The organism is Citrobacter sp. RHBSTW-00986 (genome assembly GCF_013783065.1).
Classification (GTDB): Bacteria; Pseudomonadota; Gammaproteobacteria; order Enterobacterales; family Enterobacteriaceae; genus Citrobacter; species Citrobacter braakii.
Map to the genome: position 1 here is coordinate 729,430 of NZ_CP056200.1, position 26,122 is coordinate 755,551.

25 protein-coding genes and 1 tRNA gene are annotated in these 26,122 nt (G+C 54.9%); 9 read left to right on the top strand and 17 right to left on the bottom strand.

The features are described 5' to 3' along the window. Positions 1 to 56 precede the first annotated feature (56 nt). Complete coding sequence (locus tag HV345_RS03670) at positions 57 to 275, top strand: ogr/Delta-like zinc finger family protein (protein WP_058215518.1); 219 nt, start codon at positions 57 to 59, stop codon at positions 273 to 275. A 135-nt stretch (positions 276 to 410) separates the two neighbouring features. On the opposite strand, the gene HV345_RS03675 is transcribed toward HV345_RS03670, so the two are convergent. After that, positions 411 to 486, bottom strand: a tRNA-Ile gene (locus tag HV345_RS03675). Between the two features lie 125 nt (positions 487 to 611). Here HV345_RS03675 and mug point away from each other — a divergent pair. Next, complete coding sequence (mug, locus tag HV345_RS03680) at positions 612 to 1,118, top strand: G/U mismatch-specific DNA glycosylase (protein WP_181636259.1); 507 nt, start codon at positions 612 to 614, stop codon at positions 1,116 to 1,118. A gap of 45 nt (positions 1,119 to 1,163) precedes the next feature. Here the strand turns inward: mug and rpoD are convergent, their stop codons facing one another. The 3 genes from rpoD to rpsU form a co-directional block, all read right to left on the bottom strand. Then, positions 1,164 to 3,008, bottom strand: coding sequence for an RNA polymerase sigma factor RpoD (rpoD, locus tag HV345_RS03685; RefSeq protein ID WP_016154549.1), 1,845 nt, complete (start codon positions 3,006 to 3,008; stop codon positions 1,164 to 1,166). 164 nt (positions 3,009 to 3,172) lie between these two features. After that, a complete protein-coding gene (dnaG, locus tag HV345_RS03690; protein WP_181636260.1) occupies positions 3,173 to 4,918 on the bottom strand; it encodes a DNA primase in 1,746 nt (581 codons plus the stop codon). A 239-nt stretch (positions 4,919 to 5,157) separates the two neighbouring features. After that, positions 5,158 to 5,373, bottom strand: coding sequence for a 30S ribosomal protein S21 (gene rpsU, locus HV345_RS03695; protein ID WP_001144069.1), 216 nt, complete (start codon positions 5,371 to 5,373; stop codon positions 5,158 to 5,160). A 235-nt stretch (positions 5,374 to 5,608) separates the two neighbouring features. Between rpsU and tsaD the strand changes: the two genes are divergently transcribed. Beyond that, positions 5,609 to 6,622, top strand: coding sequence for a tRNA (adenosine(37)-N6)-threonylcarbamoyltransferase complex transferase subunit TsaD (gene tsaD, locus HV345_RS03700; RefSeq protein WP_003024694.1), 1,014 nt, complete (start codon positions 5,609 to 5,611; stop codon positions 6,620 to 6,622). Between the two features lie 48 nt (positions 6,623 to 6,670). Here the strand turns inward: tsaD and ureG are convergent, their stop codons facing one another. From ureG to ttdA, 10 genes are all read right to left on the bottom strand, one after another. Further along, positions 6,671 to 7,288, bottom strand: a complete 618-nt coding sequence (gene ureG, locus HV345_RS03705) for an urease accessory protein UreG (RefSeq protein WP_016157503.1) — start codon at positions 7,286 to 7,288, stop codon at positions 6,671 to 6,673. Between the two features lie 9 nt (positions 7,289 to 7,297). Then, positions 7,298 to 7,969 carry an urease accessory protein UreF gene (locus HV345_RS03710; RefSeq protein WP_137351805.1) on the bottom strand — a complete coding sequence of 224 codons (672 nt, stop codon included), beginning with the start codon at positions 7,967 to 7,969 and terminating at the stop codon, positions 7,298 to 7,300. Next, positions 7,969 to 8,427: an urease accessory protein UreE gene (ureE, locus tag HV345_RS03715; RefSeq protein WP_181636261.1), complete on the bottom strand. Its 459-nt coding sequence runs from the start codon at positions 8,425 to 8,427 to the stop codon at positions 7,969 to 7,971. Before ureE ends, HV345_RS03710 begins: the two co-directional genes overlap by 1 nt. A 9-nt stretch (positions 8,428 to 8,436) precedes the next feature. Further along, positions 8,437 to 10,140, bottom strand: a complete 1,704-nt coding sequence (ureC, locus tag HV345_RS03720; RefSeq protein ID WP_019077710.1) for an urease subunit alpha — start codon at positions 10,138 to 10,140, stop codon at positions 8,437 to 8,439. Beyond that, positions 10,133 to 10,453 (bottom strand): urease subunit beta, encoded by a 321-nt coding sequence (locus HV345_RS03725; RefSeq protein ID WP_016154543.1) that lies wholly within the window; start codon positions 10,451 to 10,453, stop codon positions 10,133 to 10,135. Before HV345_RS03725 ends, ureC begins: the two co-directional genes overlap by 8 nt. Positions 10,454 to 10,462: 9 nt before the next feature. Continuing rightward, a complete protein-coding gene (locus tag HV345_RS03730) occupies positions 10,463 to 10,765 on the bottom strand; it encodes an urease subunit gamma (protein ID WP_016154542.1) in 303 nt (100 codons plus the stop codon). Positions 10,766 to 10,775: 10 nt separating this feature from the next. Further along, entirely contained in the window at positions 10,776 to 11,600 is an 825-nt protein-coding gene (locus tag HV345_RS03735) for an urease accessory protein UreD (RefSeq protein ID WP_220132120.1), read from the bottom strand. Between the two features lie 123 nt (positions 11,601 to 11,723). Then, positions 11,724 to 13,187 carry an anion permease gene (locus HV345_RS03740; protein ID WP_046276256.1) on the bottom strand — a complete coding sequence of 488 codons (1,464 nt, stop codon included), beginning with the start codon at positions 13,185 to 13,187 and terminating at the stop codon, positions 11,724 to 11,726. Between the two features lie 48 nt (positions 13,188 to 13,235). Next, positions 13,236 to 13,841 (bottom strand): L(+)-tartrate dehydratase subunit beta, encoded by a 606-nt coding sequence (gene ttdB / locus HV345_RS03745; RefSeq protein ID WP_016154539.1) that lies wholly within the window; start codon positions 13,839 to 13,841, stop codon positions 13,236 to 13,238. Beyond that, a complete protein-coding gene (gene ttdA / locus HV345_RS03750) occupies positions 13,838 to 14,746 on the bottom strand; it encodes a L(+)-tartrate dehydratase subunit alpha (protein ID WP_016154538.1) in 909 nt (302 codons plus the stop codon). The genes ttdB and ttdA overlap by 4 nt, the downstream gene beginning before the upstream one ends. 212 nt (positions 14,747 to 14,958) lie before the next feature. On the opposite strand from ttdA, the gene HV345_RS03755 reads away from it, so the two are divergent. Beyond that, entirely contained in the window at positions 14,959 to 15,900 is a 942-nt protein-coding gene (locus HV345_RS03755; protein WP_016154537.1) for a LysR family transcriptional regulator, read from the top strand. Between the two features lie 31 nt (positions 15,901 to 15,931). Here HV345_RS03755 and plsY read toward each other — a convergent pair whose 3' ends face one another. Further along, a complete protein-coding gene (gene plsY / locus HV345_RS03760) occupies positions 15,932 to 16,549 on the bottom strand; it encodes a glycerol-3-phosphate 1-O-acyltransferase PlsY (protein ID WP_016154536.1) in 618 nt (205 codons plus the stop codon). A 106-nt stretch (positions 16,550 to 16,655) separates the two neighbouring features. On the opposite strand from plsY, the gene folB reads away from it, so the two are divergent. Both folB and bacA read left to right on the top strand, forming a co-directional pair. Next, complete coding sequence (gene folB, locus HV345_RS03765) at positions 16,656 to 17,024, top strand: bifunctional dihydroneopterin aldolase/7,8-dihydroneopterin epimerase (RefSeq protein ID WP_181636263.1); 369 nt, start codon at positions 16,656 to 16,658, stop codon at positions 17,022 to 17,024. Positions 17,025 to 17,110: 86 nt separating this feature from the next. Then, positions 17,111 to 17,929 (top strand): undecaprenyl-diphosphate phosphatase, encoded by an 819-nt coding sequence (gene bacA, locus HV345_RS03770; protein ID WP_016154535.1) that lies wholly within the window; start codon positions 17,111 to 17,113, stop codon positions 17,927 to 17,929. Between the two features lie 52 nt (positions 17,930 to 17,981). Here the strand turns inward: bacA and HV345_RS03775 are convergent, their stop codons facing one another. Together HV345_RS03775 and HV345_RS03780 are read right to left on the bottom strand one after the other, a co-directional pair. After that, positions 17,982 to 19,217 (bottom strand): multifunctional CCA addition/repair protein, encoded by a 1,236-nt coding sequence (locus tag HV345_RS03775; RefSeq protein WP_109017378.1) that lies wholly within the window; start codon positions 19,215 to 19,217, stop codon positions 17,982 to 17,984. Between the two features lie 61 nt (positions 19,218 to 19,278). After that, complete coding sequence (locus HV345_RS03780) at positions 19,279 to 19,899, bottom strand: TIGR04211 family SH3 domain-containing protein (protein ID WP_016154533.1); 621 nt, start codon at positions 19,897 to 19,899, stop codon at positions 19,279 to 19,281. Positions 19,900 to 20,140: 241 nt separating this feature from the next. Here HV345_RS03780 and HV345_RS03785 point away from each other — a divergent pair, with 241 nt between their 5' ends. From HV345_RS03785 to hldE, 3 genes are all read left to right on the top strand, one after another. Then, the gene (locus HV345_RS03785; RefSeq protein WP_181636264.1) at positions 20,141 to 21,442 is read left to right on the top strand and encodes an inorganic triphosphatase; all 1,302 of its coding nucleotides are present in this window, start codon (positions 20,141 to 20,143) and stop codon (positions 21,440 to 21,442) included. A gap of 125 nt (positions 21,443 to 21,567) precedes the next feature. Then, positions 21,568 to 24,408, top strand: a complete 2,841-nt coding sequence (gene glnE, locus HV345_RS03790; protein WP_181636265.1) for a bifunctional [glutamate--ammonia ligase]-adenylyl-L-tyrosine phosphorylase/[glutamate--ammonia-ligase] adenylyltransferase — start codon at positions 21,568 to 21,570, stop codon at positions 24,406 to 24,408. A 59-nt stretch (positions 24,409 to 24,467) separates the two neighbouring features. Next, complete coding sequence (gene hldE / locus HV345_RS03795) at positions 24,468 to 25,901, top strand: bifunctional D-glycero-beta-D-manno-heptose-7-phosphate kinase/D-glycero-beta-D-manno-heptose 1-phosphate adenylyltransferase HldE (protein ID WP_016154530.1); 1,434 nt, start codon at positions 24,468 to 24,470, stop codon at positions 25,899 to 25,901. Positions 25,902 to 26,122: the final 221 nt, after the last annotated feature.

Genomic DNA, 26,122 nt, shown 5'->3' on the forward strand with positions numbered 1-26,122 from the left:
AAATGGATGTGTAGTGTATCATTATGTGATTGCAGGAATTGGTGGGGGAAACGGATATGATGAATTGTCCGAAATGTGGACATGCGGCGCATACTCGTAGCAGCTTTCGGGTATCTGATAACACTAAGGAGCGTTACTGCCAGTGCCAGAATATTAATTGTGGCACCACCTTTGTCACACATGAAACAGTGGTGCGCTTTATTGTCACCCCTGGACTAATCGATCACGCTCCGCCACACCCATTAAACAGTGGTCAAGGCCACATGAATTTCTAACAAGAAACCCGCCTCGGCGGGTTTTTTATTGGAGGCAGTAAAAATTCTGCTGCCATTTTGCTGCCAATGAGGTTCTATTAAATAAAAAAGCCACTCTTTCGAGTGGCTTAATTATATGATTTTAAAGCTAAAATTTGGTGGCCCCTGCTGGACTTGAACCAGCGACCAAGCGATTATGAGTCGCCTGCTCTAACCACTGAGCTAAGGGGCCGTGGCGGTAGATTATAAAGTAACTCCGCGTTGCAATCCAGACATAAGCGTACGGATGCTGTTTTTATAAACAATGTATTTTCAGTCCGTTATACTTGTTCCTCTGATGTATTGATGGGAGTAATTATGGTTAAGGACATACTGGCGCCGGGGCTGCGGGTGGTGTTTTGCGGCATCAATCCGGGGTTGTCTTCCGCAGGTACAGGATTCCCCTTTGCACATCCCGCTAATCGCTTCTGGAAGGTCATCCATCAGGCGGGATTTACCGATCGCCAGCTCAAACCCGAAGAGGCACAACACTTGCTGGACTTCCGTTGCGGCGTGACTAAATTTGTCGACAGACCGACGGTGCAAGCCAATGAAGTGAAGTTACAGGAGATGCGCAACGGCGGTCTTAAGCTCATTGAGAAAATAGAAGAGTATCAGCCCGCCGGACTCGCAATCCTTGGGAAGCAGGCATTTGAGCAGGGCCTCAGCCAGCGTGGGGCGCAGTGGGGAAAACAAACGCTGACTATTGGCGCGACGCAAATATGGGTTTTGCCGAATCCCAGCGGGTTAAGCCGGATTACGTTGGATAAACTGGTGGAGGCGTATCGGGAAGTGAATGACGCCCTGGCCAGGCGGGGACTATAAAGAAAAACGCCACCTTGCGGTGGCGTTTATGCTTATGCGGCGAGATTAATCGTCGAGGAAGCTACGCAGCACTTCAGAGCGGCTCGGGTGGCGCAGTTTACGCAGCGCTTTCGCTTCGATCTGACGGATACGTTCGCGGGTAACGTCGAACTGTTTACCGACTTCTTCCAGCGTGTGGTCGGTATTCATATCGATACCGAAACGCATACGCAGAACTTTCGCTTCACGGGCGGTCAGGCCAGCCAGAACGTCGTGCGTTGCGGCACGCAGGCTCTCGGTGGTAGCAGAATCCAGCGGCAGCTCGAGGGTGGTATCCTCGATGAAATCACCCAGATGCGAATCTTCATCGTCGCCGATCGGCGTTTCCATGGAGATAGGCTCTTTAGCGATCTTCAGCACTTTACGGATCTTGTCTTCCGGCATCAGCATGCGTTCAGCCAGCTCTTCCGGCGTCGGCTCGCGGCCCATCTCTTGCAGCATCTGACGGGAGATACGGTTGAGCTTGTTGATGGTCTCAATCATATGTACCGGGATACGGATGGTACGTGCCTGATCCGCGATCGAGCGGGTGATCGCCTGACGGATCCACCAGGTTGCATAGGTAGAGAACTTGTAACCACGACGGTATTCAAACTTATCAACCGCTTTCATCAGACCGATGTTACCTTCCTGAATCAAATCCAGGAACTGCAGACCACGGTTGGTGTATTTCTTGGCGATAGAGATAACCAGACGTAAGTTCGCTTCAACCATCTCTTTTTTCGCACGGCGGGCTTTCGCTTCACCGATGGACATGCGACGGTTGATGTCTTTAACCTGCTCGATGGTCAGGCCGGTTTCTTCTTCAATCTGCTGCAGTTTCTGTAGTCCGCGGTGAACATCATCTGCCACGTCGTGCAGTTTTTCAGACCACGGTTTGTTCATCGCGATTGCCGCGTTGAACCAGGTTTCGCTGGTTTCGTTGCCAGTGAACAGGGTGATGAAGTTTTTCTTCGGCATTTTGCACTGCTCAACGCAGAGCTTCATGATCAGACGTTCCTGAGTACGCACGCGGTCCATCATGACGCGCATGCTGTTTACCAGGTAGTCGAACTGCTTCGGCACCAGGCGGAACTGTTTGAACACTTCAGACAGCTTCTGAATTTCTTCCTGCGCGGCAGCATGGCTGCGGCCTTTCGCTTTGATGGTGTCGCGAGTTATTTCGTACTGAGTACGCAGTTCACCGAATTTTTCACGCGCTAATTCAGGGTCGATGCTGTTGTCGTCATCGCTGCTGTCGTCGTCATCTTCTTCGTCTTCGTCTGCATCGTCATCCATCTCTTCCTGAGAGAGCTCAGAACCGACGTGTGTCGCCGTTGGCGCCATGTCTTCTTCCGCGTTCGGATCGACAAAGCCGGTGATCAGATCGGAAAGACGCGCTTCTTCAGCTTCTACACGATCGTATTGCTCAAGCAAGTAGGTGATGGCTTCCGGGTATTCGGCAACGGAGCATTGAACCTGGTTAATCCCGTCTTCGATGCGTTTAGCGATGTCGATTTCGCCTTCACGGGTTAACAGTTCAACGGTACCCATTTCACGCATGTACATGCGGACCGGGTCAGTTGTACGGCCGATTTCGGACTCAACGCTGGACAGAACCTGGGCAGCCGCTTCTTCCGCGTCTTCATCGGTGCTGTTGGAGGTTTCAGCAAGCAGCAGATCATCGGCATCAGGTGCTTCTTCCATCACCTGAATACCCATGTCATTGATCATTTGGATGATGTCTTCGATTTGATCTGAATCGACGATATCTTCCGGCAGATGGTCATTGACCTCGGCATAGGTCAGATAGCCTTGCTCCTTACCACGTTGGACAAGTAGCTTCAGCTGTGACTGCGGGTTTTGCTCCATAAGACGGTATCCACACTTAATTCGTTTGATTGGTGTTGGGCGGTAAAACCGCCAACGGCAAAACGAGGGCATACTTATATTTTGCCGCTGCCTCTCCGTGCGGCTGTCGGGGGCTTCCCGAGCGATATTCGGCAGTTAAGCCGTTAAATACTTTTGTCTTTCTGTTATTTCTTGGCCAGTTCCTGGTTCAGCGTCCAGAGTTCCCGGCGTTCTTCGCTGCTTAAACCGTGTGTGCGCTCACGAGCTATCAACTCTTCCTGGCGCAGCTCAAGCATCGAATCAAACATATGGTTGAGTGAGTCGGTGAAGGTTTTTTCTGCGATATCTTTATCTGCTATATCGTCCCACATCGACAGTTTTTCAAGGGTCGCAGCATCATTTGTGCCACGATAGTGTTCTAAAAGTTGTCCGGTGGTCAGACCTGGCTGAGCCAGACAAGTGTTGACCAGTTCTCTGAATAAGCCAAGTCCAGGCAGCTTATCGCTATCCAGTGCGCCTAACGGTGGAACCAGCGGGGCGAGCCCCGGGTTCTGTACCAGCAACCCTATAAGTATACGCATGGTCGTACGTTTTAGCTGTGGAACAGGGCGGGAAGCCCCATTTTCTGCCAGTTTTGGCATTAAACGTTCAAGCTGGCTGTCATCGAGAATGCCGAGCTTGTTTCCCAACTCCTGTCGCAGATAAATGCGCAACGTTTCGCCTGGTACCTGAGTAATCAGCGGTAATGCCAGCGTGCTGAGCTGTGCGCGTCCGTCTGGGGTACTCAAATCCACCTGTGGCATCAGGCTGTTAAATAAAAACGCGGAGAGTGGCAGCGCCTGCTCCATCCGGGCTTCAAAGGCCTCTTTCCCTTCTTTACGCACCAGCGTATCGGGGTCTTCGCCGTCAGGTAAAAACATAAAGCGTAGCTGGCGTCCGTCTGTCATATAGGGCAGTGCGGTTTCCAGCGCGCGCCATGCTGCGTCGCGTCCGGCACGGTCACCGTCGTAACAGCAAATTACGTTGTTCGTCGCGCGGAACAACAACTGGATGTGATCGGCGGTGGTTGACGTCCCAAGGGATGCCACAGCGTAGTTAATGCCGTATTGCGCCAGCGCCACCACATCCATATAGCCTTCTACCACTAACAGGCGCTGCGGATCGGCGTTATCCTGCTGGGCTTCATAAAGGCCATACAGCTGGCGACCTTTATGGAAAATATCGGTTTCCGGGGAGTTGAGATACTTCGGCAGGGCATCGCCCAGCACGCGTCCACCAAAACCAATGACTCGACCACGTTTGTCGCGGATGGGGAACATCACCCGTTCGCGGAAGCGATCGTAACTGCGTCCCTGATCGTTGGTGACCAACATTCCCGCATCGACCAGCGATTTACGATTCTCAGCATTGCCGCCAAACCGTTTCAGGACGTTGTCCCAGCCGGGGGGCGCAAAACCAATAGCAAAACGGGTGATAACGTCGCTACTTAATCCTCGCTTTTCCAGGTACTGGCGCGCGGGGGTAGCGGCGGGTTGCATCAAAGACTGTTGATAAAAAGTGTTCAGGCCGTCCATCAATTGATAAAGGCTTTGCCGTTGATGGCGCTCTATCTGACTAGGGCCACTGCCTGCTTCATAGGGCACTTCAAGGTTGTGCATTGCGGCCAGTTCTTCGACGGTTTCCACAAACTCGAGCTTGTCGTAGTTCATGAGAAAGTCGACGGCGTTGCCATGTGCGCCACACCCAAAGCAGTGATAAAACTGTTTCTCACCGTTTACGGTGAAAGAGGGGGTTTTTTCGTTATGGAACGGACAGCACGCGTGATAATTTTTGCCCTGCTTCTTCAGCTTTACCCGCGCGTCGATGAGATCGACAATGTCGGTTCTTGCCAGCAGGTCATTTATAAATACGCGTGGAATTCGTCCAGCCATATGCCCCGTTTATTTTTTATGACTTATATACACAAAATCATTCAAGATGCTTCAAGACGGCAAGGGAGCGAATCCTCAGGAGCGTACATCAGTACGTGACTGGAGGGAACGACTGCAGCCAACGCAGAGGCAGCTTGAATGATGACGCGTATAAACGAAAACAAGCCGCGCATTCCTTCCGGAAGCACGGCCTTACAACTACAACTCTGTCTGAATTGAGAGCCTTGGCTCTCAATGGATTAGTACAGACGAGTACGGCGTGCGTTTTCGCGAGCCAGTTTCTTCGCGTGACGTTTCACAGCAGAAGCTTTAGCGCGCTTACGTTCAGTAGTCGGTTTTTCATAGAACTCACGACGACGAACTTCCGCCAGAACACCTGCTTTTTCGCATGAACGCTTGAAGCGACGCAGTGCTACGTCGAACGGCTCGTTTTCACGTACTTTAATTACCGGCATGTAACTCTCACCTTTATAAATTCGGTTTGCCGCTGGCATCAACGCCAGCTTATTTCAAAATGGTGCGGAATTTTACTGCAATTGCTGCTGCTTTGTAAAGCACCGACGCGATTTTGAAAGGGACTTTTATAAGGATAAGGAGTATACACGAGCGGAACTCCTGGGGCGAACAAAGTTTTACATCAACCCGCATTGGTCCTACACTGCGCGGTAATAGAGCGAGGTAAAACAAGTCATGCGTGTACTGGGTATTGAAACATCCTGCGATGAAACCGGCATCGCCATTTACGACGATGAAAAAGGTCTTTTAGCCAACCAATTGTATAGTCAGGTGAAATTACACGCTGACTACGGCGGCGTAGTGCCAGAACTGGCCTCGCGCGATCACGTACGTAAAACCGTACCGCTGATCCAGGCCGCGCTGAAAGAAGCGGGACTGACGGCAAAAGAGATTGATGCGGTGGCGTATACCGCAGGTCCTGGTCTGGTTGGCGCGCTGCTGGTCGGCGCAACCGTAGGACGTTCGCTGGCGTTCGCCTGGGGCGTACCGGCAATTCCTGTGCACCATATGGAAGGGCATCTGCTGGCGCCGATGCTGGAAGATAATCCCCCTGCTTTCCCATTCGTTGCGCTGCTGGTTTCCGGCGGTCACACGCAGCTGATTAGCGTCACCGGTATTGGGCAGTATGAATTGCTGGGTGAATCGATAGATGATGCCGCTGGTGAAGCGTTCGATAAAACGGCCAAGCTGCTGGGGCTGGATTATCCTGGCGGCCCAATGCTGTCAAAGCTTGCATCGCAAGGCGTTGAAAAACGCTTTGTCTTCCCGCGCCCGATGACCGACCGTCCGGGTCTGGATTTCAGTTTCTCCGGCCTGAAAACCTTCGCCGCGAATACCATTCGTAATAACGAAAATGACGATCAGACGCGTGCAGATATCGCTCGTGCGTTTGAAGATGCTGTGGTTGATACGCTGATGATCAAGTGTAAACGCGCGCTGGATCAAACCGGTTTTAAACGTCTGGTGATGGCGGGGGGCGTGAGCGCTAACCGTACGCTGCGCGCAAAACTGGCCGAGATGATGCAAAAGCGTCGTGGCGAAGTGTTTTACGCGCGTCCGGAATTTTGCACCGATAACGGGGCGATGATCGCCTACGCGGGCATGGTGCGTTTTAAAGCGGGTGCAACGGCGGATCTTGGCGTGACCGTGCGTCCTCGCTGGCCGCTGGCGGAATTACCGGCGGCATAAGCACATAATATTGTAGGCCCGGTAAGCGTAGCGCCACCGGGCAATACTCTACTCCCGCAGCATCCCTTTCTCTTCCAGAAACGCGATAATTTTTTCCAGACCCTCTCCGGATTTTAAATTACTAAACGTCCACGGACGCTCGCCGCGCATGCGTAGGGTATCGCGCTCCATCACCTCCAGCGAGGCGCCCACGTAAGGGGCCAGATCGGTTTTATTGATCACCAGAAAATCAGATTTGGTGATCCCCGGGCCACCTTTACGCGGGATCTTCTCACCTTCGGCAACGTCGATCACATAGATCGTCAGATCCGCTAATTCCGGGCTGAAGGTGGCGCTCAGGTTATCGCCGCCGCTTTCCACAAAAATCAGATCCAGATTGCCGAATTTCTCGCTCAGCGCCTCTACGGCGGCCAGATTCATCGACGCATCTTCACGGATAGCGGTGTGCGGGCAACCGCCGGTTTCCACGCCGACGATCCTGTCTGGCTCCAGTGCGCCAGCCTCGGTGAGAATGCGCTGATCTTCTTTGGTATAGATATCGTTGGTTACCACCGCCAGTTGATAGCTGCTGCGCATGGCTTTGCATAACGCTTCCAGCAGCGCCGTTTTGCCGGAGCCAACCGGGCCGCCAACGCCCACGCGCAGGGGATGCTTGTTGTTACTCATTTTTTCTCCTCAGGAGCGGAATAATCGGGAATATTGGGTTTCATGCCGGGCAGATGCGATGGCCGCCAACGGCGTTGCGGAGCCGAGGCTGGCGTCAGGACACGCCAGCGCCTGTGCCAGACCTTGCGCATACCGATTGCAGAGCGCAATGATCAAACGCTGGGCCGCCTGCTGCCCAAATGGAACCAGTTTGACGCCAGCCATCACTGCGCTCTCAATCCAGCCGTAGCCGAGGCTTAACGCCAGCTCCGTCAGGGGGATTTTCCAGCGCACGCCCAGCCAGGCCATACCGCAGAGTTGGCTGTCGACAAAGAGCGCGCGCCACTCCCGCGAGCAATCCGCTTCCCAGTCGGTGACCAGCCGCGTAAACGCCGCGCCCCGACTGCGTTCTTCATCCCGTAGTTCGCGGGTTTCCCGACAGGCCAACAGGTAAGCGCTCCAGCGGCGTGCTGCAGCCAGATCGTCCTGCTCGCAGGCGCGATACAGTCTCGCCAGTAGCGGTAGGTCGACGGTAAAGAAGTTCTGCTCCATCTGCTGGATTTGCCAGTCAGAGAAGTCATCGGCGCTTTTCACCCAGCCGATTTCAACCGCCCACTCCAGACCCTGGGACCAGGTAAACGACCCCACCGGGAGAGCGCTGCTGGCGAGCTGCATCAGACGCAGCTGTTGGATGTTATGCATCAGTGCGCATGGGCGTGATGATGCCCGTGTGATTCACTGGCATAAGCGCCTGCTTCCGGTTCAAACGGTAGTTGAGCGAACGTCACCTCCAGGCTGAACTGGCGCAACATGGCGTCCAGCACATGATCGTGATGGTAGCGCAACTCATCCGGCAGAATTTGCAGCGGAACGTGGCGATTGCCGAGGTGATAACAGGCTTTGGCGAGCAGGAAAGGATCGGCGCAGCGCACCACGGAAACCGACTCCGGCGCGGCGATCACTTCGATAACCTCGCTACCATCTTCGGTGGTCAGCAGATCACCACTGCGTAACAGCAAACCGCGCGGAAGCATTAGCCCGGCTTCGCGACCGTCGTTCAACGTCACTCTGGCACGGCTTTTTACTCGAATATCAATGGGTAGCGTGACGCTTGTGGTGACGCGGTGGGCGTGGTCAAGGCGTTGGGTCAGGTAGATCATCGTCACTCCTCAAAACAGGAAATAGCGTTGCGCCATCGGCAAAACGTCTGCCGGTTCGCTGGTGATAAGTTCGCCATCAATGCGCACCTCATAAGTCTGAGCATCGACGGTGATATTGGGTTGCAGGCCGTTGTGGATCATGTCGGCCTTTTTCACCGTCCGACAGCCTTTGACGACGGCGATGGCGCTTTGCAAATTGAGCTGCTGCGGGATGTTTTGCGCGTTAGCGGCCTGCGAAATAAAGGTCAGCCGAGTACGATGCCGCGCCGCGCCAAGTGCGCCGAACATCATGCGGTAATGCACCGGCTGCGGGGTGGGGATCGAGGCGTTGATATCGCCCATCGGCGCACAGGCGATCATCCCGCCCTTTACGATCGTCGCTGGTTTTACGCCAAAAAAGGCTGGGGACCACAGCACCAGATCGGCCAGTTTGCCAGGCTCAACGGAGCCAACTTCGTGGGCGATGCCGTGGGTTAGCGCCGGGTTGATGGTGTATTTGGCGACGTAGCGTTTAACGCGCTGGTTGTCGTTGTCTCCTGTTTCTTCTGCCAGCGGACCACGCTGAACCTTCATGCGGTGCGCCACCTGCCAGGTGCGCAGGATCACTTCGCCCACGCGCCCCATCGCCTGTGAATCGGACGAGGTCAGGGAAAACGCGCCAATGTCATGCAGCACATCTTCGGCAGCGATCGTTTCCCGGCGAATGCGTGATTCGGCAAAAGCCACGTCTTCGGCGATATCCGGATCGAGGTGGTGGCAAACCATCAGCATGTCGAGATGCTCGTCGATGGTGTTGACGGTATAGGGCAGCGTCGGGTTAGTGGAGGAGGGCAGAATATTCGGATGCGCGCAGGCGGTGATGATATCTGGCGCATGGCCGCCGCCCGCGCCTTCGGTGTGGAAAGTATGAATGGTGCGATCGCCAATCGCCGCCAGCGTATCTTCAACGAAACCGGACTCATTGAGCGTATCGCTGTGCAGCGCCACCTGGATATCCATCTCCTCTGCTACTTCCAGGGAACAGTTGATGGCGGCTGGCGTAGCGCCCCAATCTTCATGGATTTTCAGGCCAATGGCGCCCGCGGTGATTTGCTCGCGCAGGGCGTCAGGGTTTGAGCCGTTGCCTTTGCCGAGCAAACCGATGTTAACCGGCAAGGCGTCTGCCGCCTGCAGCATGCGCGCGATGTACCACGGACCCGGCGTGCAGGTGGTGGCGTTAGTTCCTGCTGCCGGGCCGGTGCCGCCGCCGATCATCGTCGTTACGCCGGAAACCAGCGCCTCCTGTGCCTGCTGTGGGCAGATCCAGTGAATATGCGTATCCACACCGCCCGCGGTGACGATCTTGCCTTCCCCGGCGATGACTTCAGTTCCCACACCTATCGGGATCGTGACGTCGGGCTGAATATCAGGATTACCCGCTTTGCCGATGGCGAAGATCCTGGCGTCCTTGATGCCGATATCCGCTTTCACGATCCCCCAGTGATCGACGATCAGGGCGTTGGTTATCACCAGATCCACACACGCTTGCGCGCGCATTTGTCCCTGACCCATGCCGTCGCGGATCACTTTCCCGCCGCCGAATTTGACCTCTTCGCCGTAGGTGGTGAAGTCTTTTTCCACCTCAATCCACAGGTCGGTATCCGCCAGACGTACCTTATCGCCGGTGGTTGGGCCAAACATGTCGGCGTACGCCTGCCGTGAAATTTCACTCATCATTTGCCTCCAGCGCGCCCATCACTTCGCTGCGAAAACCCACGATCCTTTGTGCGCCAGCGACGCGCACCAGTTCGACTTCGCGTTTTTGTCCCGGCTCAAAACGTACCGCCGTGCCCGCAGGAATGTTTAGACGAAAGCCGCGTGCAGCCCGCCTGTCAAAGCGCAGCGCCGGGTTCACCTCGGAAAAGTGATAGTGCGATCCCACCTGGATGGGTCTGTCGCCATGATTTTCCACCACGATCGTACAGGTTTCCCGCCCCTGATTGAGCGCGATATTGCCTTTGGCTATCTGATATTCACCTGGGATCATTGCCGCTCCTTAAACGATCGGGTTGTGGACGGTGACCAGCTTTGATCCGTCCGGAAACGTCGCTTCAACCTGAATATCTGGGATCATCTCCGGAACGCCTTCCATCACCTGATCGCGGCGCAGGACGTGACGCCCGTCTTCCATCAGCGAGGCCACGGTTTGACCATCGCGTGCCCCTTCCATGATGAAAGCGCTAATTAGCGCCACCGATTCCGGATAGTTCAGCTTCAGCCCGCGGGCCAGGCGACGTTCTGCCACCAGCGCGGCGGTAAACAGCAACAGCTTGTCTTTTTCTCTGGGGGTCAGTTCCATACGGGGTCTCTTAGGTTTGCCAGATTCGCGGTAGTACGGGCGGTTTGTGTGTCAAAAGCGGGCGCAGAAATTGCCAGATGTCACGCATAACGCGCTGAACAATCAGGTTGTCGTTGGCAAGAAAGCGGATCGTCAGCAGTGAGTCGTTAAGCGTTGCCCCGGCGTAATCGCCAAGCGGCGTCAGCCGCTCGCGCGTGCCTTCCAGCATGTTTTCAGTGGCCGGATAACACAGCAACGTGCCGACCCAGGGATGGTGCGCGACGCCGCTCAGCTCCCCCTTCTGTAACTGCAAGCGCTCTATCAGCAGCGGCTGCCCATTTCGCCACACTTCCAGACGGTTTTGCAGCGTGCCGTGGCTGAAGGACTCCTGCATAACCGGTCGCCCGAGGCACAGCAGATCCCAGGCCAGCAGTCGACTCTCCGACGCGATGTGAAAGACGGACTGGATAGTGGCGTTGGCACCGAGAAAGAGGATCGTATCCTGGGGGAGCCACTCCAGCGTGGCGTGCGGGGCGAGCGTGAAATGTTGGCGCAGCAACGCCTGCGGCCCACCGCTGCGATAAAACTTTCCCGCGCCGGGCTGGGTGATTAACGCATGGCTGTTTTCGTTGAGAGTTACGGCAATGTGTAGTTCATCCCCGCCGACGATCCCCGCGGGTGGATGAAGCAAATAGAGGTGGCAGACGTCCTCTTCCGGGTAAAACGGGCGCTGAACCGTCAATGGACCCTGATGACGCGCCGAGGCGAGCACCGTGTTGTGCCCAGTGCGGGTGAAATGCAGATCCAGTTCGGCCTGCCAGCCCCGTGTGAGTGTCTCGTGCGCAACCGTGTCCAGAGCGTTTCCCTTATCAGCATGAGGGTGTTTGCATACAAAAAAGTATGCCTCAGCGCATCGGGAAATCGATCATATGAGAAGCTTATGGATGAAGGGGCGACAATATGCCGCCCCAATGGGGTTTTACAGTAAAACGAGGGGCATCCAGACCAGACCGGTAATCACCAGCAGCACAAGGAAAATCAGGCCAAAAATAGCACCGAGTCGCCAGTAATCCACCGTCGGCAAATAGCCGCTGCCGTAGTAGATAGGGCTAGGACCGGTGGCATACGGAGTCAGAATGCTGCCGAGACCAATGGCTGCGCCGACCATCAGGCAGAAGACCGGGAGTGGGATTTCCGGCATTGCCAGTGCGGCGGCAATCATCATCGGTGCCAGGGCGGAGGTATACGCCGTGGCGCTGGCAAAGAAGTAGCGCAGCAAATAGAACACCACAATGAGCGCCACCATCACCATCATCGGCGAATAGCCGCTCAACCCGTTTGCCAGCAGCTTGCCGAACCAGGTAATAAAACCGGTGTTATTGAGCCCGGTCGCCAGCGTTATCAGCGAGGCCAGCCAGAAAAAGACGTTCCACGCGGCTTTATTACTGACGATGTCATCCCAGCTAATGATGCGCAGTACCAGCATCAACGCCACTACGCTGTATCCGACCATCGCGGCGTCAATGTAATCGCCGCCGAAAATCCACAGCACCAGTGCGCCGACCATCAGCACCAACATCTTTTTCTCGCGTGCGCAGAGCGGTCCCATTGCTTTTAGCTCTGTATCCGCCCAGCGCGGAACCTGATCGCCGGATTTCAGTACCGGTGGATACAACACGTACGCCAGCCAGGGCACAATCAGCACCAGTAAAATACTCAGCGGCAGCATGCCTAAGAACCAGTCGCCCCAGCTCAGCGCCGTGTGGGACGCGCCTTTCATCAGGCCGATTAACAGCAGGTTCGGCGCCATCGCCGTTAAGAAAATGGCGCTGGTGACGCAGTCGGCGACAATGCCCATCCACATAATGTACGAGCCAATGGAGCGAGAACTGGCGCTATTGGGCTGCGAGTTATACAGCGGCGGCAGGTTGCGGATAATCGGGTAGATTATTCCGGCCCCGCGCGCGGAGTTGGACGGCGTGACGGGAGCGAGGATAAGTTCAGAGAACATCACCGCATAGCCGAGAAACAGCGTCCGGTGCCCCATCTTTTTCACCAGCATCAGCGCGATACGTCGACCGAGCCCGGTTTTCTCATAGCCGGTACCAAACATAAAGGCCGCGAAGATAAGCCAGATTACCGAGTTTGAAAAACCTGATACCGCCCATGACAGCGATTTGGCGGTAAATTTAAAACCGTCCTGCGCGAGTTGCTCCGGGCTGAACAGCAGCCACGGTGAAAGGACGGCGATGATCGAAATGCCAATCATCGCTACCACCGCGCCCGGTACAGGTTCCAGAATAAGGCCCACAATCACACCGGTAAAGACGGCAAAATAGAGCCAGGTGTGGTTCTCAAGACCGTTGGGGACGGGCAGTACAGCAATAATGGCGATGACCACCAGCGGAGCCAGGTATCGCCACCAACCAGCTAAAGGTGCCATTGTTGTATCCCTACGAAAAGGGAGAGGCGCAGCGCCTCTCCGGGAGGGTTATTTGATGTAGTGCACGTGCTCGCAGATTTCATCGACGATAGGATCGCGACGTTCAGCGAACAGCTTTTTGTTTTCGGCGATCAGGTTATTGCCGTGGGTGTCGATGGAAACGATCAGCGGGCCGAACTCTTTAACCCGACATACCCACAGGGACTCCGGCATGCCAAGTTCGGTCCAGTGTACCTCTTCGATCTCTTCAACCTGGGTTGCCGCCACGACCGCACAACCTGCCGGGAAGATTACGTGCAGCGCTTTAAACTGTTTGCAGCCTGCTTCCGTTAGCGGTCCCATGCCGCCCTTGCCGACCACCAGTTTGACGCCCGTCTGCTCGATAAAGTCTTTCTCAAACGCTTCCATACGCATGCTGGTGGTTGGGCCAACGGAGACCATCTCCCATTTTTCACCGTTCTTACGTACGATGGGCCCCGCGTGGAAAATGGCTTTGCCGTTCAGGTCATAAGGAATCGGGCGCTTCAGTTCGATCAGGCGGCGGTGACACACGTCACGACAGGTCACCAGCGTACCGGTCAGGTAGATGACATCGCCAACGCGAATGTCGGCCAGATCTTCGGCTTTGATCGGGGTTGTGAGGATCTTTTTCATAACGCGCTCCGGGTGTGAGACAGGTTTTCGAAGGAGAGGTCAGCATGAACCAACAGCGTGCCGCGACGGTGTGCCCAGCAGCCGGTAGAAACGGCAACGCCGATAGTCGACGGATGGCGTGCGGCGGATTCGATATGCACGCCCATCACCGAGCTATTCCCGGTCAACCCTTGCGGGCCAATGCCCAGACGGTTCAGCCCTTCTTCAAGACGCAGTTCCAGTTCGGCCGCTTTTGGATTCGGATGACGTGATCCGATAGGACGTAGCACCGCTTTACGAGAAAGGACGGCGGCGGTTTCCACGGAGGTGGCAATACCTACGCCCACCAGCACCGGCGGGCAAGCGTTGACTGCCAACGTGGAGATATTTTCGAAGACAAATTTCACCACGCCCTCGTAGCCTTCAGAAGGCATTAACACTTTTGAACGTCCCGGCAGCGTACAACCGCCGCCTGCCATGTAGACTTCGATTTCCGCGTCGTCGTTATCAGGGATGATGTCCCAGGTGACCCACGGCACACCGGTACCGGTATTTTTGCCGGTATTCACTTCGTCAAAAATCTCGACCGCGTTATGGCGCAGCGGCGCTTTTACCGTGGCGTCTTCAACGGCCTGTTTCAGGATGCTTTGCAGTTCGCCCAGCAGCGGAAAACGGGAGCCGACCTTCACAAAGAACATAATCTCGCCGGTGTCCTGACAGGCCGGACGGTTCAGGTCGATAGCTTTCTGCATGTTGTCAAACATGGTGTGGTAGATGATTTTACCCATCGGCGAAGTTTCGCCTTCACGCAGCTGTTTTAATTTATCTACGACGTCGTCAGGCATGCGGGTAGAAATCATGGCGGTAAAATCGGCGACAATGTTTGTCAGCGTAGTTATCGCATTTTGGTTATTTTGATTGCTCATCTTGCTAACTCCAGTTCTTTTATTTATCTGGAAATAAATTCTCCGCCACAAACTATCACTAAAAATGTGGTTTTATATTATTTGCCACTGTGAATATCCAATTAACAGATCGTGAATGATGTTCAGATAAGCAATAAAAATTGCGCAAAGGCAGGGTTTAATACGCATGAGGGAATTACACTGCGGTTAACAACTTTACGGATATACCGATCATGCTGAACACGTATCCCCTCGCGAAAGACCTGCAGGTCCTGGTTGAAATTGTTCATAGCGGCAGCTTCAGTGCCGCCGCCGCGGCGCTCGGACAAACGCCCGCGTTTGTGACGAAACGCATTCAGATCCTTGAGTCCACGCTGGGGACGACGCTGCTAAGCCGCTCCGCGCGCGGCGTGACACTCACGGAGAGTGGTCAACGTTGTTATGAACATGCGCAGGCTATTCTTGCGGGCTATCAGCATCTGGTCGATGACGTCACGCAACTCAAAACGCGCCCGGCAGGGATGATTCGTATCGGCTGTAGCTTTGGCTTTGGGCGCAGTTATATTGCACCGGCTATTACCGAACTGATGCATAGCTATCCTGAATTACAGGTGCATTTTGAACTTTATGATCGGCAAATTGATTTGGCGCAGGATAATATCGATTTGGATATTCGTATTAATGACGAGATTCCGGATTATTATATTGCGCATTTGTTAACGAAAAATAGAAGAATATTATGTGCAGCGCCGACGTATTTACAAAAATACGGTGAGCCGACAACGCTGCAGGAATTAAGTCGTCATGATTGCCTGGTCACTAAAGAACGCGATATGACGCACGGGGTGTGGGAGCTGGATAACGGCCAGGAGAAAAAGTCGGTCAAGGTGGCGGGACATCTCTCCTCTAACAGCGGCGAGATTGTGTTGCAGTGGGCGCTACAGGGAAAAGGGATTATGCTGCGTTCCGAATGGGACCTGCAGCCGTTTCTGGCAAGCGGTGAACTGGTGCGCGTGCTGCCGGACTATGCGCAAAGCGCCAATATCTGGGCGGTTTATCAGGAGCCGCTGTACCGCAGCGTGAAGCTTCGGGTGTGCGTGGAGTTTCTGGCGACGTGGTGCCAGCACCGATTAGGCAAACCGGTAGAGGGGTATCACATTCCCCACGCCGGATAAGACGCTGTGGCGTCGCTATCCGACATTAAAATCACTCTGGGTCTCTTTCGCGTTTTTTCTTCAGCTTGGTCCAGATCTTTGGCTCCTGACGACGCCACAGACGCTGAATGTTGTCATGGTGGCGTAACAGAATTAAGCACGACAGCATGGACACCGGGAAAGTGAACTGGGGATTGAACCACCAGACGTAAAAGGGGGCGATCAGCGCGCTGACGATAGCGCCTAATGATGAATAGCCGCTTAATAAGACGGTCAGCAGCCAGGTTCCGGCCATCACGCCGGTTAAATCCCAACCAATCGGCGCAATTGCGCCAAAGGCGGTGGCAACGCCTTTCCCACCTTTAAAGCCGAAGAAGACCGGCCAAATGTGACCCAGACAGGCGGCGATCGCGATCAATCCCAGCCAGAAGGGGCTAATGCCTAGCGCATAGGCACCCCAGACGGGTAACATACCTTTCAGGACGTCGAAAATCAGCACCGCGACGGCGGCTCCTTTGCCACCGATGCGCAATACGTTTGTCGCGCCCGGATTCCCAGATCCGCTGTCACGCGGGTCCGGTAATCCAGCAAGGCGGCATACCAGAATAGCACTGGAAATTGAGCCACAGAGGTACGCGAAGATAATCATTCCAGGCGCGATTGCACTCATAAGCTGTTCCGTTTTGAAAATGTCGTGTAAAACGCTACTTCTGTGGATAATACGCATATTTCGCCGGAAGTGGTATCCGGGTTAGCCAAAAAGCAGGCAGGTCGTGATGGATATTGTATTTATAGAGCAACTTTCTGTAATCACCACTATTGGTGTTTACGACTGGGAACAAACGATCGAACAACAGTTGGTGTTCGATATCGAAATGGCGTGGGATAACCGTAAATCGGCTAAAACCGATGATGTGGCTGATTGCCTGAGCTATGCTGATATTGCTCAAACGGTTGTTAATCATGTGGAAGGCGGGCGCTTTGCGCTGGTCGAACGCGTGGCGGAAGAAGTGGCGGATCTGCTGCTTAGCCGTTTTAATTCTCCATGGGTGCGGATCAAACTCAGTAAACCTGGCGCGGTAGCCCGTGCGGCGAACGTCGGGGTTATCATTGAGCGTGGCAATAATCTGAAAGAAAATAATTAAAATAATAATATCTAAACCAAACGGGTATAAAAGGGTCTTTATGTCGGCTCGTTTTCGCCGTGGTTTATCTATCTAGAGGTTCATTAATGAGTGATATGCACTCGCTGCTGGTGGCGGCAATTTTGGGTGTGGTCGAAGGATTGACGGAGTTTTTACCCGTTTCCAGTACCGGCCATATGATTATTGTTGGCCACTTACTGGGTTTTGAGGGTGACACCGCAAAAACATTTGAGGTGGTTATCCAGTTGGGCTCTATCCTGGCTGTCGTGGTGATGTTCTGGCGACGCCTGTTTGGCCTGATTGGCATTCACTTCGGTAAGGTCCCACATGAAGGCACTGGCAAAGGTCGGCTGACGCTGGGCCATATTCTGTTGGGGATGGTTCCTGCCGTCGTACTGGGACTGATTTTCCACGACATCATCAAATCTCTGTTTAACCCGATCAACGTCATGTATGCGCTGGTGGTAGGGGGCGTGCTGTTGATTGCCGCAGAATGCCTGAAGCCGAAAGAGCCGCGTGCGCCGGGTCTGGATGATATGACTTATCGCCAGGCGTTTATGATTGGCTGTTTCCAGTGTCTGGCGCTGTGGCCGGGTTTTTCTCGTTCAGGGGCGACGATTTCTGGCGGTATGCTGATGGGAGTAAGCCGTTACGCGGCCTCCGAATTCTCCTTCCTGCTGGCCGTGCCGATGATGATGGGCGCAACGGCGCTGGATCTCTACAAAAGCTGGACGTTCCTCAGCGCATCAGATATTCCGATGTTTGCAGTTGGTTTCGTGACGGCGTTTATCGTGGCGTTGGTGGCGATCAAAACCTTCCTACAGCTGATTAAGCGCATCTCGTTTATTCCGTTTGCGATTTACCGCTTTATTGTGGCGGCTGCCGTTTACGTCGTGTTCTTCTGATTTTACTAGCTTGCCGGATAGCGGCGTTAACGCTTATCCGGCAATGCACTGTCTACGCTTTCGGGCAACGTTGTTCTTTCCAGTCGGCCACCGCCGCGATCCGACGCCGGGTCAGTTCCTCGCGAATAGCCTGACCTTTGAATCCAGCCTCAACGACGTCTTTCGTTGGTACCGCCTGCGCAACCAGCCAGGCTTCACGCAACAGCCTGCCTTGCGGATAATCCGCCGCCTCAAAACCGGTTCGCCCACGCACGTCGGCCTCGCTGGTCAGGGCGATTTGCTCCACGCGCTGCGGTTTGCGCCAGGCATCGATGGAATCAAACAGCTTAACGATGGTTTTCGGCTGCAGGATCGGGAAGGTATGAATGAGGTCGTGGAACTCGGCTACCAGTTTGGCTAAATCACGGATGTCATTCGGCACGCGCAGGCGTTGGCACAGTTGCTCGACCAGCTTCACGCCAGCCGGACCGTGACCGTGGTGGCGTGGCCACAGCGCTTTTGGCGTCAATGCCTTGCCAAGATCGTGGCACAGCGTGGCAAAACGCACGTCGACCTCCGGACTTAACATGGCCGCCATCGACAGCGTCATCAGCGTGTGAATACCGGTATCAATTTCCGGGTGCCATTGCGCGGGCGCGGGAACGCCAAACAGGGCATCTACTTCCGGAAACAGGACGTGCAGTGCGCCGCAGTCGCGCAGGACCTGAAAAAATACCTGTGGGTTACGGGTGGTTAAAGCACCTTCCGTTTCTTTCCACACCCGCTCTGGCGTCAGGTGTTCCAGTTCCCCTGCGGCGTTCATATCGCGCATCAGCGTCATGGTTTCTTCAGCGATACGAAAACCGAGGTGCGCATAGCGGGCAGCAAAGCGCGCCACGCGCAGCACGCGCAATGGGTCTTCGCTAAAGGCGGGGGACACATGGCGTAGCAGACGGTTTTCCAGATCGTCGCGTCCGTTATACGGATCGATAATCTCGCCGTCGTCATCGCGGGCCATTGCGTTGATGGTCAGATCGCGACGCTGAAGATCGGCCTCCAGCGTCACATCCGGCGCGGCGTAGCAGGTGAATCCGGTATACCCCGAGCCTGATTTGCGTTCGGTACGCGCCAGCGCATACTCTTCCCGGGTTTGCGGATGCAGAAACACGGGAAAATCGCGGCCTACCTGCTGGTAGCCCGCGTCGAGCATCTCTTGCGGCGTGGCGCCGACAACAACCCAATCTTTATCTTTAATCGGTAGCCCTAATAACGCATCCCGAACAGCACCACCGACCAGATAAATCTTCACACCACTTTCCTTTTGAAATTATGATCCCTTAATCATATGTCAGTGTGGCGGAGAAGGCGATTCAGTTCATCCAGCGATCTTTGCGTTTACGGCTGGGGATCATGTGTGGCAGAACCAGGCCGAGCAACAAACCCAGACCCAGCACGCCGCCGCCGTACATAAACCACTGCATGATGATGGTGCGCTGTTTGTCATCAAGCTGAAGGTTGGCTGCGCTGACCTTCTTTTGCGCCACGATAAGCTCGTTCCTCAGCTTCTGGTTTTCTTGTTTCAGCCCGTCGATTACGCTGTCGCTTTGCGACACTTTTTGCTGCATATCGGCGGTGCGCTGATTCCACGTGGTGTCGATATTATTGAGCTTATCGGTCAAGGTCTTGACCTGGTTTTCCAGATCGGGAACGCGGGTACGCAGGCTCGGCGTACTGTTCAGCTCTTTCAGTGGGATCCAGGCGGTACGTCCGGTACTGTCTTTCACCTGGGCGTAGTTGGTGTTGGCATCGGTCTGTAATAGCGTGACTTCCTCGCCGGCGTTAACCGTACCCACGAGGCGATAATTATCTCCCGGACCGCTGCGGACCCAGGTGTTCAGTTCGTCAGAAACATAGCGCTTTTCTTCGGCATGAGAGACTGCAGTGGCGCTAAGTGCGAGTAAAGTTAATCCAATCAGGCGTAATTTTGGCATCAGGCTGTCGTTATTGTCATAGAAAGTGGAACGATAGTAGTGGCATCAGTGTCTCTACGCAAAGCATTCGACATCAATCGGAATCATCTGTGTCCTTTTTGCCACCACCCAAAACTTTTACGCCCGTCAAATTGCTCGTTGCATGGCAATTTGGCGCAAAATACTATCTACTGACCATAAAGAACGAGCTTAGTTCGCAGTCAGTTTTCTCAACTGTGACATAACCCATAAGTACAAGACCATGGCCCAGGAAATCGAATTAAAATTTATCGTCAATAGTGACGCTGTAGATGCGCTACGTGAACGTCTGAATACGCTGGGGGGAGAGCATCATGCGCCCAGCCAGTTGCTGAATATCTACTACGAAACGCCGGATGCGTGGCTGCGTGGTCACGATATGGGGCTGCGTATTCGCGGTGAAAACGGTCGTTACGAAATGACCATGAAAATTGCCGGACGAGTGACGGGCGGCCTGCATCAGCGGCCGGAGTTTAACGTTGCGCTGAACGCGCCAGAGTTGGATCTCTCCCTGTTCCCAACGGAAGTCTGGCCTGATGGCGAACTGCCCGCTGAACTTGCCTCTCATGTACAGCCGCTCTTCAGCACCGATTTTTACCGTGAGAAATGGCACCTTGATATCGACGGTAGCCGCATTGAAATGGCCCTCGATCTCGGGGAAGTGAAAGCGGGCGAGTTGGCTGAACCTATCTGTGAGCTTGAACTGGAGCTGTTAAGCGGCGATACCCGTGCGGTATTGAAGCTGGCAAACCAGCTGGTATCGCAAACCGGTTTACGCCAGGGCAGCCTGAGTAAAGCGGCGCGCGGCTATCATCTGGCTCAGGGGAATGCACCGCGTGAACTCAAACCGACGCGCATTTTGAAGGTTCCGGCAAAAGCGAGTATTGAGCAAGGGCTGGAAGCGGCGCTGGAGCTGGCATTATCACAGTGGCAGTACCATGAAGAGCTGTGGGTGCGTGGCGTCAAAGGGGCGAAAGCCGAGGTGCTGGAGGCGATGGGCCTGGTGCGTCACATTCTGATGCTGTTTGGCGGTAATGTGCCACGAAAAGCGAGTGCTCACTTACGTGATTTGCTGACCCAGTCGGAAGCGATCATTGCGTCTGACGTTTCTGCCGTTTCCGCGGTTTACAGCACGCAAACGGCGATGGCCAAGCTGGCGCTGACCGAATGGCTGGTGACCAAAGGGTGGCAGCCGTTCCTTGATGCGAAGGCGCAGGGTAAAATAGCCGACTCCTTTAAGCGTTTCTCAGATACCCATCTCTCGCGCCATGCCGCTGAGCTGAAAACAGCTTTTGCTCAGCCGCTGGGCGAGCAGTACGCCGATCAGCTTCCGCGCCTGACGCGCAACATTGATAGCATGCTGATGCTGGCGGGATACTACGACGAAAAGGTCGCATCGGAATGGATCGCCACCTGGCAGGGTTTACGTCACGCCATTGCGGCCAACCAATACATTGAAATTGAACACTTCCGCAACGAGGCGATTGCTTTGGAACCGTTCTGGCTGCACAGCGGAAAACGATAATCAGGGTGAGGCCGGGATGCCTGATGGCGCTGCGCTTATCAGGCCTACGCGATGGGCGGATGCGTCATGTAGGCTGGATAAGGCAACATGCCGCTGCCCGGTACTATTCAAAGGATAATCCATAAATGAAGCAGCTCTCTTCACCGTTACAGCATTACTGGCCGACCGTTGTTGAGCGGCTGCCAGCAGCAATATCTGAGTCCTCGCTTAGCATTCAGGCGAAGTCAGTGCTTACATTCAGTGATTTTTTTCGCGACAGCATTATTGCCCATCCCGAATGGCTGGTCGAACTGGAAAGCACGCCACCCGGGGCGGATGAATGGCAACACTATGCTGATTGGTTACAGCAAGCATTGGTCGACGTTAGCGATGAAAACACGCTGATGCGTGAGCTGCGCCTGTTTCGCCGTCGCATCATGGTGCGTATCGCCTGGGCGCAGACGCTGTCGCTGGTGACGGAAGAGAGTATCTTGCAGCAGCTAAGCCATTTGGCTGAAACGTTGATCGTCGCCGCGCGTGACTGGTTATACGCCGCCTGCTGTCGTGAATGGGGTACGCCCTGTAATCCACAAGGTGTTGCGCAACCGCTGCTGATTTTAGGCATGGGGAAACTGGGCGGCGGCGAACTGAATTTTTCCTCTGATATCGATCTAATTTTTGCCTGGCCGGAGCACGGCAGTACGCAGGGTGGACGTCGCGAGCTGGATAACGCGCAGTTCTTTACCCGTATGGGCCAGCGGCTCATCAAAGTGCTGGATCAGCCCACAATGGATGGATTTGTCTATCGGGTGGATATGCGTTTACGCCCGTTTGGCGACAGCGGCCCGCTGGTGCTGAGCTTCTCCGCGCTGGAAGATTATTACCAGGAACAAGGGCGCGACTGGGAACGCTATGCGATGGTCAAGGCCCGCATTATGGGCGATTCCGACGGTACTTACGTCAGTGAGCTTCGCGCTATGCTGCGGCCTTTTGTTTTCCGCCGCTATATTGATTTCAGCGTGATCCAGTCTCTGCGTAACATGAAAGGAATGATTGCCCGCGAAGTGCGCCGCCGTGGTCTGAAAGACAACATTAAGTTGGGCGCGGGCGGTATTCGTGAAATCGAATTTATCGTGCAGGTATTCCAGCTTATTCGCGGTGGGCGCGAGCCGTCATTGCAATCCCGCTCGCTGTTACCCACGCTCAGCGCCATCAATGCGTTGCACCTGCTGTCAGACACCGACGCGGAACAACTGCGCGCCGCCTATCTCTATTTACGTCGTCTGGAGAACTTGCTGCAAAGTATCAATGATGAGCAGACCCAGACGTTGCCAGGCGATGAACTGAATCGCGCGCGGCTGGCGTGGGGGATGAACGTCGATGACTGGCAGCAGCTAACCGATGTGCTGGCCAGTCATATGGACAACGTGCGCCGGGTGTTTAACGAGTTGATTGGCGATGACGAAGCAGAAACCCAGGAAGAGTCGCTCTCAGAACAGTGGCGTGAACTGTGGCAGGACGCATTACAGGAAGATGACACCACGCCGGTGCTGACGCATCTGGCGGATGACGATCGCCGGCGCGTGCTGTCTCTGATTGCCGATTTTCGCAAAGAGCTGGATAAACGCACCATTGGCCCACGCGGACGCCAGGTGCTGGATCACTTAATGCCGCATCTGCTGAGCGATGTCTGTTCGCGTGACGACGCCTCAGTCCCGCTGTCGCGCATCACACCGCTGCTGGTAGGCATAGTGACCCGTACGACCTATCTGGAGCTGCTGAGCGAATTCCCCGGAGCGCTTAAGCATCTGATTTCGTTATGTGCCGCCTCGCCGATGATCGCCAGCCAGCTGGCGCGGTATCCGCTGTTGCTCGATGAACTGCTGGATCCGAACACCCTGTATCAACCCACCGCGACGGATGCCTACCGTGATGAACTGCGCCAGTATTTGCTGCGCGTGCCGGAAGATGACGAAGAGCAGCAGTTGGAAGCGCTGCGTCAGTTTAAGCAAACGCAGCTGTTGCGCATTGCCGCGGCAGATATCGCTGGTACGCTGCCGGTGATGAAGGTGAGCGACCACTTAACCTGGCTGGCGGAAGCTATTATTGATGCGGTAGTCCAGCAGGCGTGGATGCAGATGGTCGCTCGCTACGGGCAACCCACTCATCTTGACGGGCGCGAGGGGCGCGGTTTTGCCGTCGTCGGGTATGGCAAACTGGGCGGCTGGGAGCTGGGCTACAGTTCGGATCTTGATTTGATCTTCCTGCATGACTGTCCTATGGACGTGATGACGGATGGTGAGCGTGAGATTGACGGGCGACAGTTCTATTTGCGTCTGTCGCAGCGCATTATGCACCTTTTCAGCACCCGCACCTCATCCGGTATTTTATATGAAGTGGATGCGCGGCTGCGTCCGTCCGGCGCTGCGGGAATGCTGGTGACATCAACCGAGGCTTTCGCTGATTACCAGCGCAACGAAGCCTGGACGTGGGAGCATCAAGCGCTGGTGCGCGCTCGAGTGGTGTACGGCGACCCACGGTTGACCTCTCAGTTTGATGCGATTCGTCGCGATATCATGACCCTCGTCCGCGACGCGAAAACCTTGCAGACCGATGTGCGCGAAATGCGTGAGAAAATGCGTGCCCATTTGGGCAATAAGCATCGCGATCGTTTTGATATCAAAGCGGATGAAGGCGGCATCACCGACATTGAGTTTATTACGCAATACCTGGTGCTGCGCTATGCGCATGAAAAACCGAAGCTGACGCGCTGGTCGGATAACGTGCGCATTCTGGAGTTACTGGCGCAAAACGACATTATGGATGAGCAGGAAGCGCTGGCGCTTACCCGTGCTTATACGACGCTGCGCGATGAACTTCATCATCTTGCATTGCAGGAACTTCCGGGCCATGTGGCACCGGAGCACTTCGACGCTGAACGTACGCTGGTGCGTGACAGCTGGCAGAAGTGGCTGGTTGCCGAGTGAAGTGTGCTATTATCGCGCGCAAATTTTAAGACCCTCAGAGAATCTCTCAGGAGACAGGAATGAAAGTAACGCTGCCAGAGTTTGAACGTGCAGGAGTCATGGTTGTCGGTGATGTGATGCTAGATCGCTACTGGTACGGTCCTACCAGCCGTATTTCACCTGAAGCGCCGGTTCCGGTGGTGAAGGTTGATACCATTGAAGAACGTCCCGGTGGCGCAGCAAACGTGGCGATGAACATTGCCTCTCTGGGAGCGAATTCGCGTCTGGTCGGCCTGACTGGGATTGACGACGCGGCGCGTGCGCTGAGCAAAACGCTGGCGGATGTGAACGTAAAATGTGACTTCGTTTCTGTGCCAACTCATCCGACGATCACCAAACTGCGCGTGCTTTCCCGCAACCAGCAACTGATTCGCCTGGATTTCGAAGAAGGTTTTGAAGGCGTGGATCCGCAGCCACTGCATGAGCGTATTAACCAGGCTCTGGGCTCCATTGGCGCTTTGGTGCTCTCCGATTACGCCAAAGGCGCGCTGGCAAGCGTGCAGCAGATGATTGCTCTGGCGCGTAAGGCTGGGGTGCCGGTGCTTATCGATCCGAAAGGGACCGATTTTGAACGCTATCGTGGCGCAACGCTGCTGACGCCGAATTTGTCTGAATTTGAAGCGGTGGCCGGTAAGTGCAAAAGCGAAGATGAACTGGTTGAGCGCGGCATGAAAGTGATTGCAGATTTCGACCTTTCCGCGCTGCTGATCACGCGTTCCGAACAGGGTATGACGCTGCTGCAACCGGGCAAATCGCCACTGCATATGCCGACGCAGGCGCAGGAAGTGTATGACGTGACGGGGGCGGGCGATACGGTGATCGGCGTGCTAGCAGCGACGCTGGCGGCGGGGAACACTCTGGAAGAGGCGTGCTATTTTGCTAATGCCGCAGCGGGTGTTGTCGTCGGTAAACTAGGGACTTCCACCGTTTCCCCGATTGAACTGGAAAACGCCGTGCGCGGTCGGGCCGATACTGGCTTTGGCGTGATGAGCGAGTCTGAGCTGAAACAGGCCGTAGCCAGCGCCCGCAAGCGCGGTGAGAAAGTGGTGATGACCAACGGCGTGTTCGACATCCTACATGCGGGCCACGTTTCCTATCTGGCGAATGCGCGCAAGCTGGGCGATCGTCTGATCGTGGCGGTAAACAGCGATGCTTCGACCAAACGTCTGAAAGGCGAAACGCGTCCGGTCAACCCGCTGGAACAGCGCATGATCGTGCTGGGCGCGCTGGAAGCCGTCGACTGGGTGGTCTCTTTTGAAGAAGACACACCACAGCGTCTGATTGCCGGCATCCTGCCGGATCTGCTGGTAAAAGGCGGCGACTATAAGCCGGAAGATATTGCGGGCAGCAAAGAAGTGTGGGCGAACGGCGGAGAAGTGCTGGTGCTGAACTTTGAAGATGGCTGCTCAACGACCAATATCATCAAGAAGATCCAAAAAGACAGCGATAAATAACAAATGCTGGAAACGTATCGAACTTTTGGATTCGATACGTTTCTTGCTATTGATGCTGCTGTTTTCTTTAACCCAGAGTAAAGGAATAAGGGGAGAGGGGATTTCTCCCCCCGATTTACTCTTACATGACGTTACAATCAGCGTGCGTCACGCTGACCTTAAATCCGACCCCTCTTAGATTTCGTGGGAAACTGTGAACCAGCGCAGTGGGTTTGCGCACA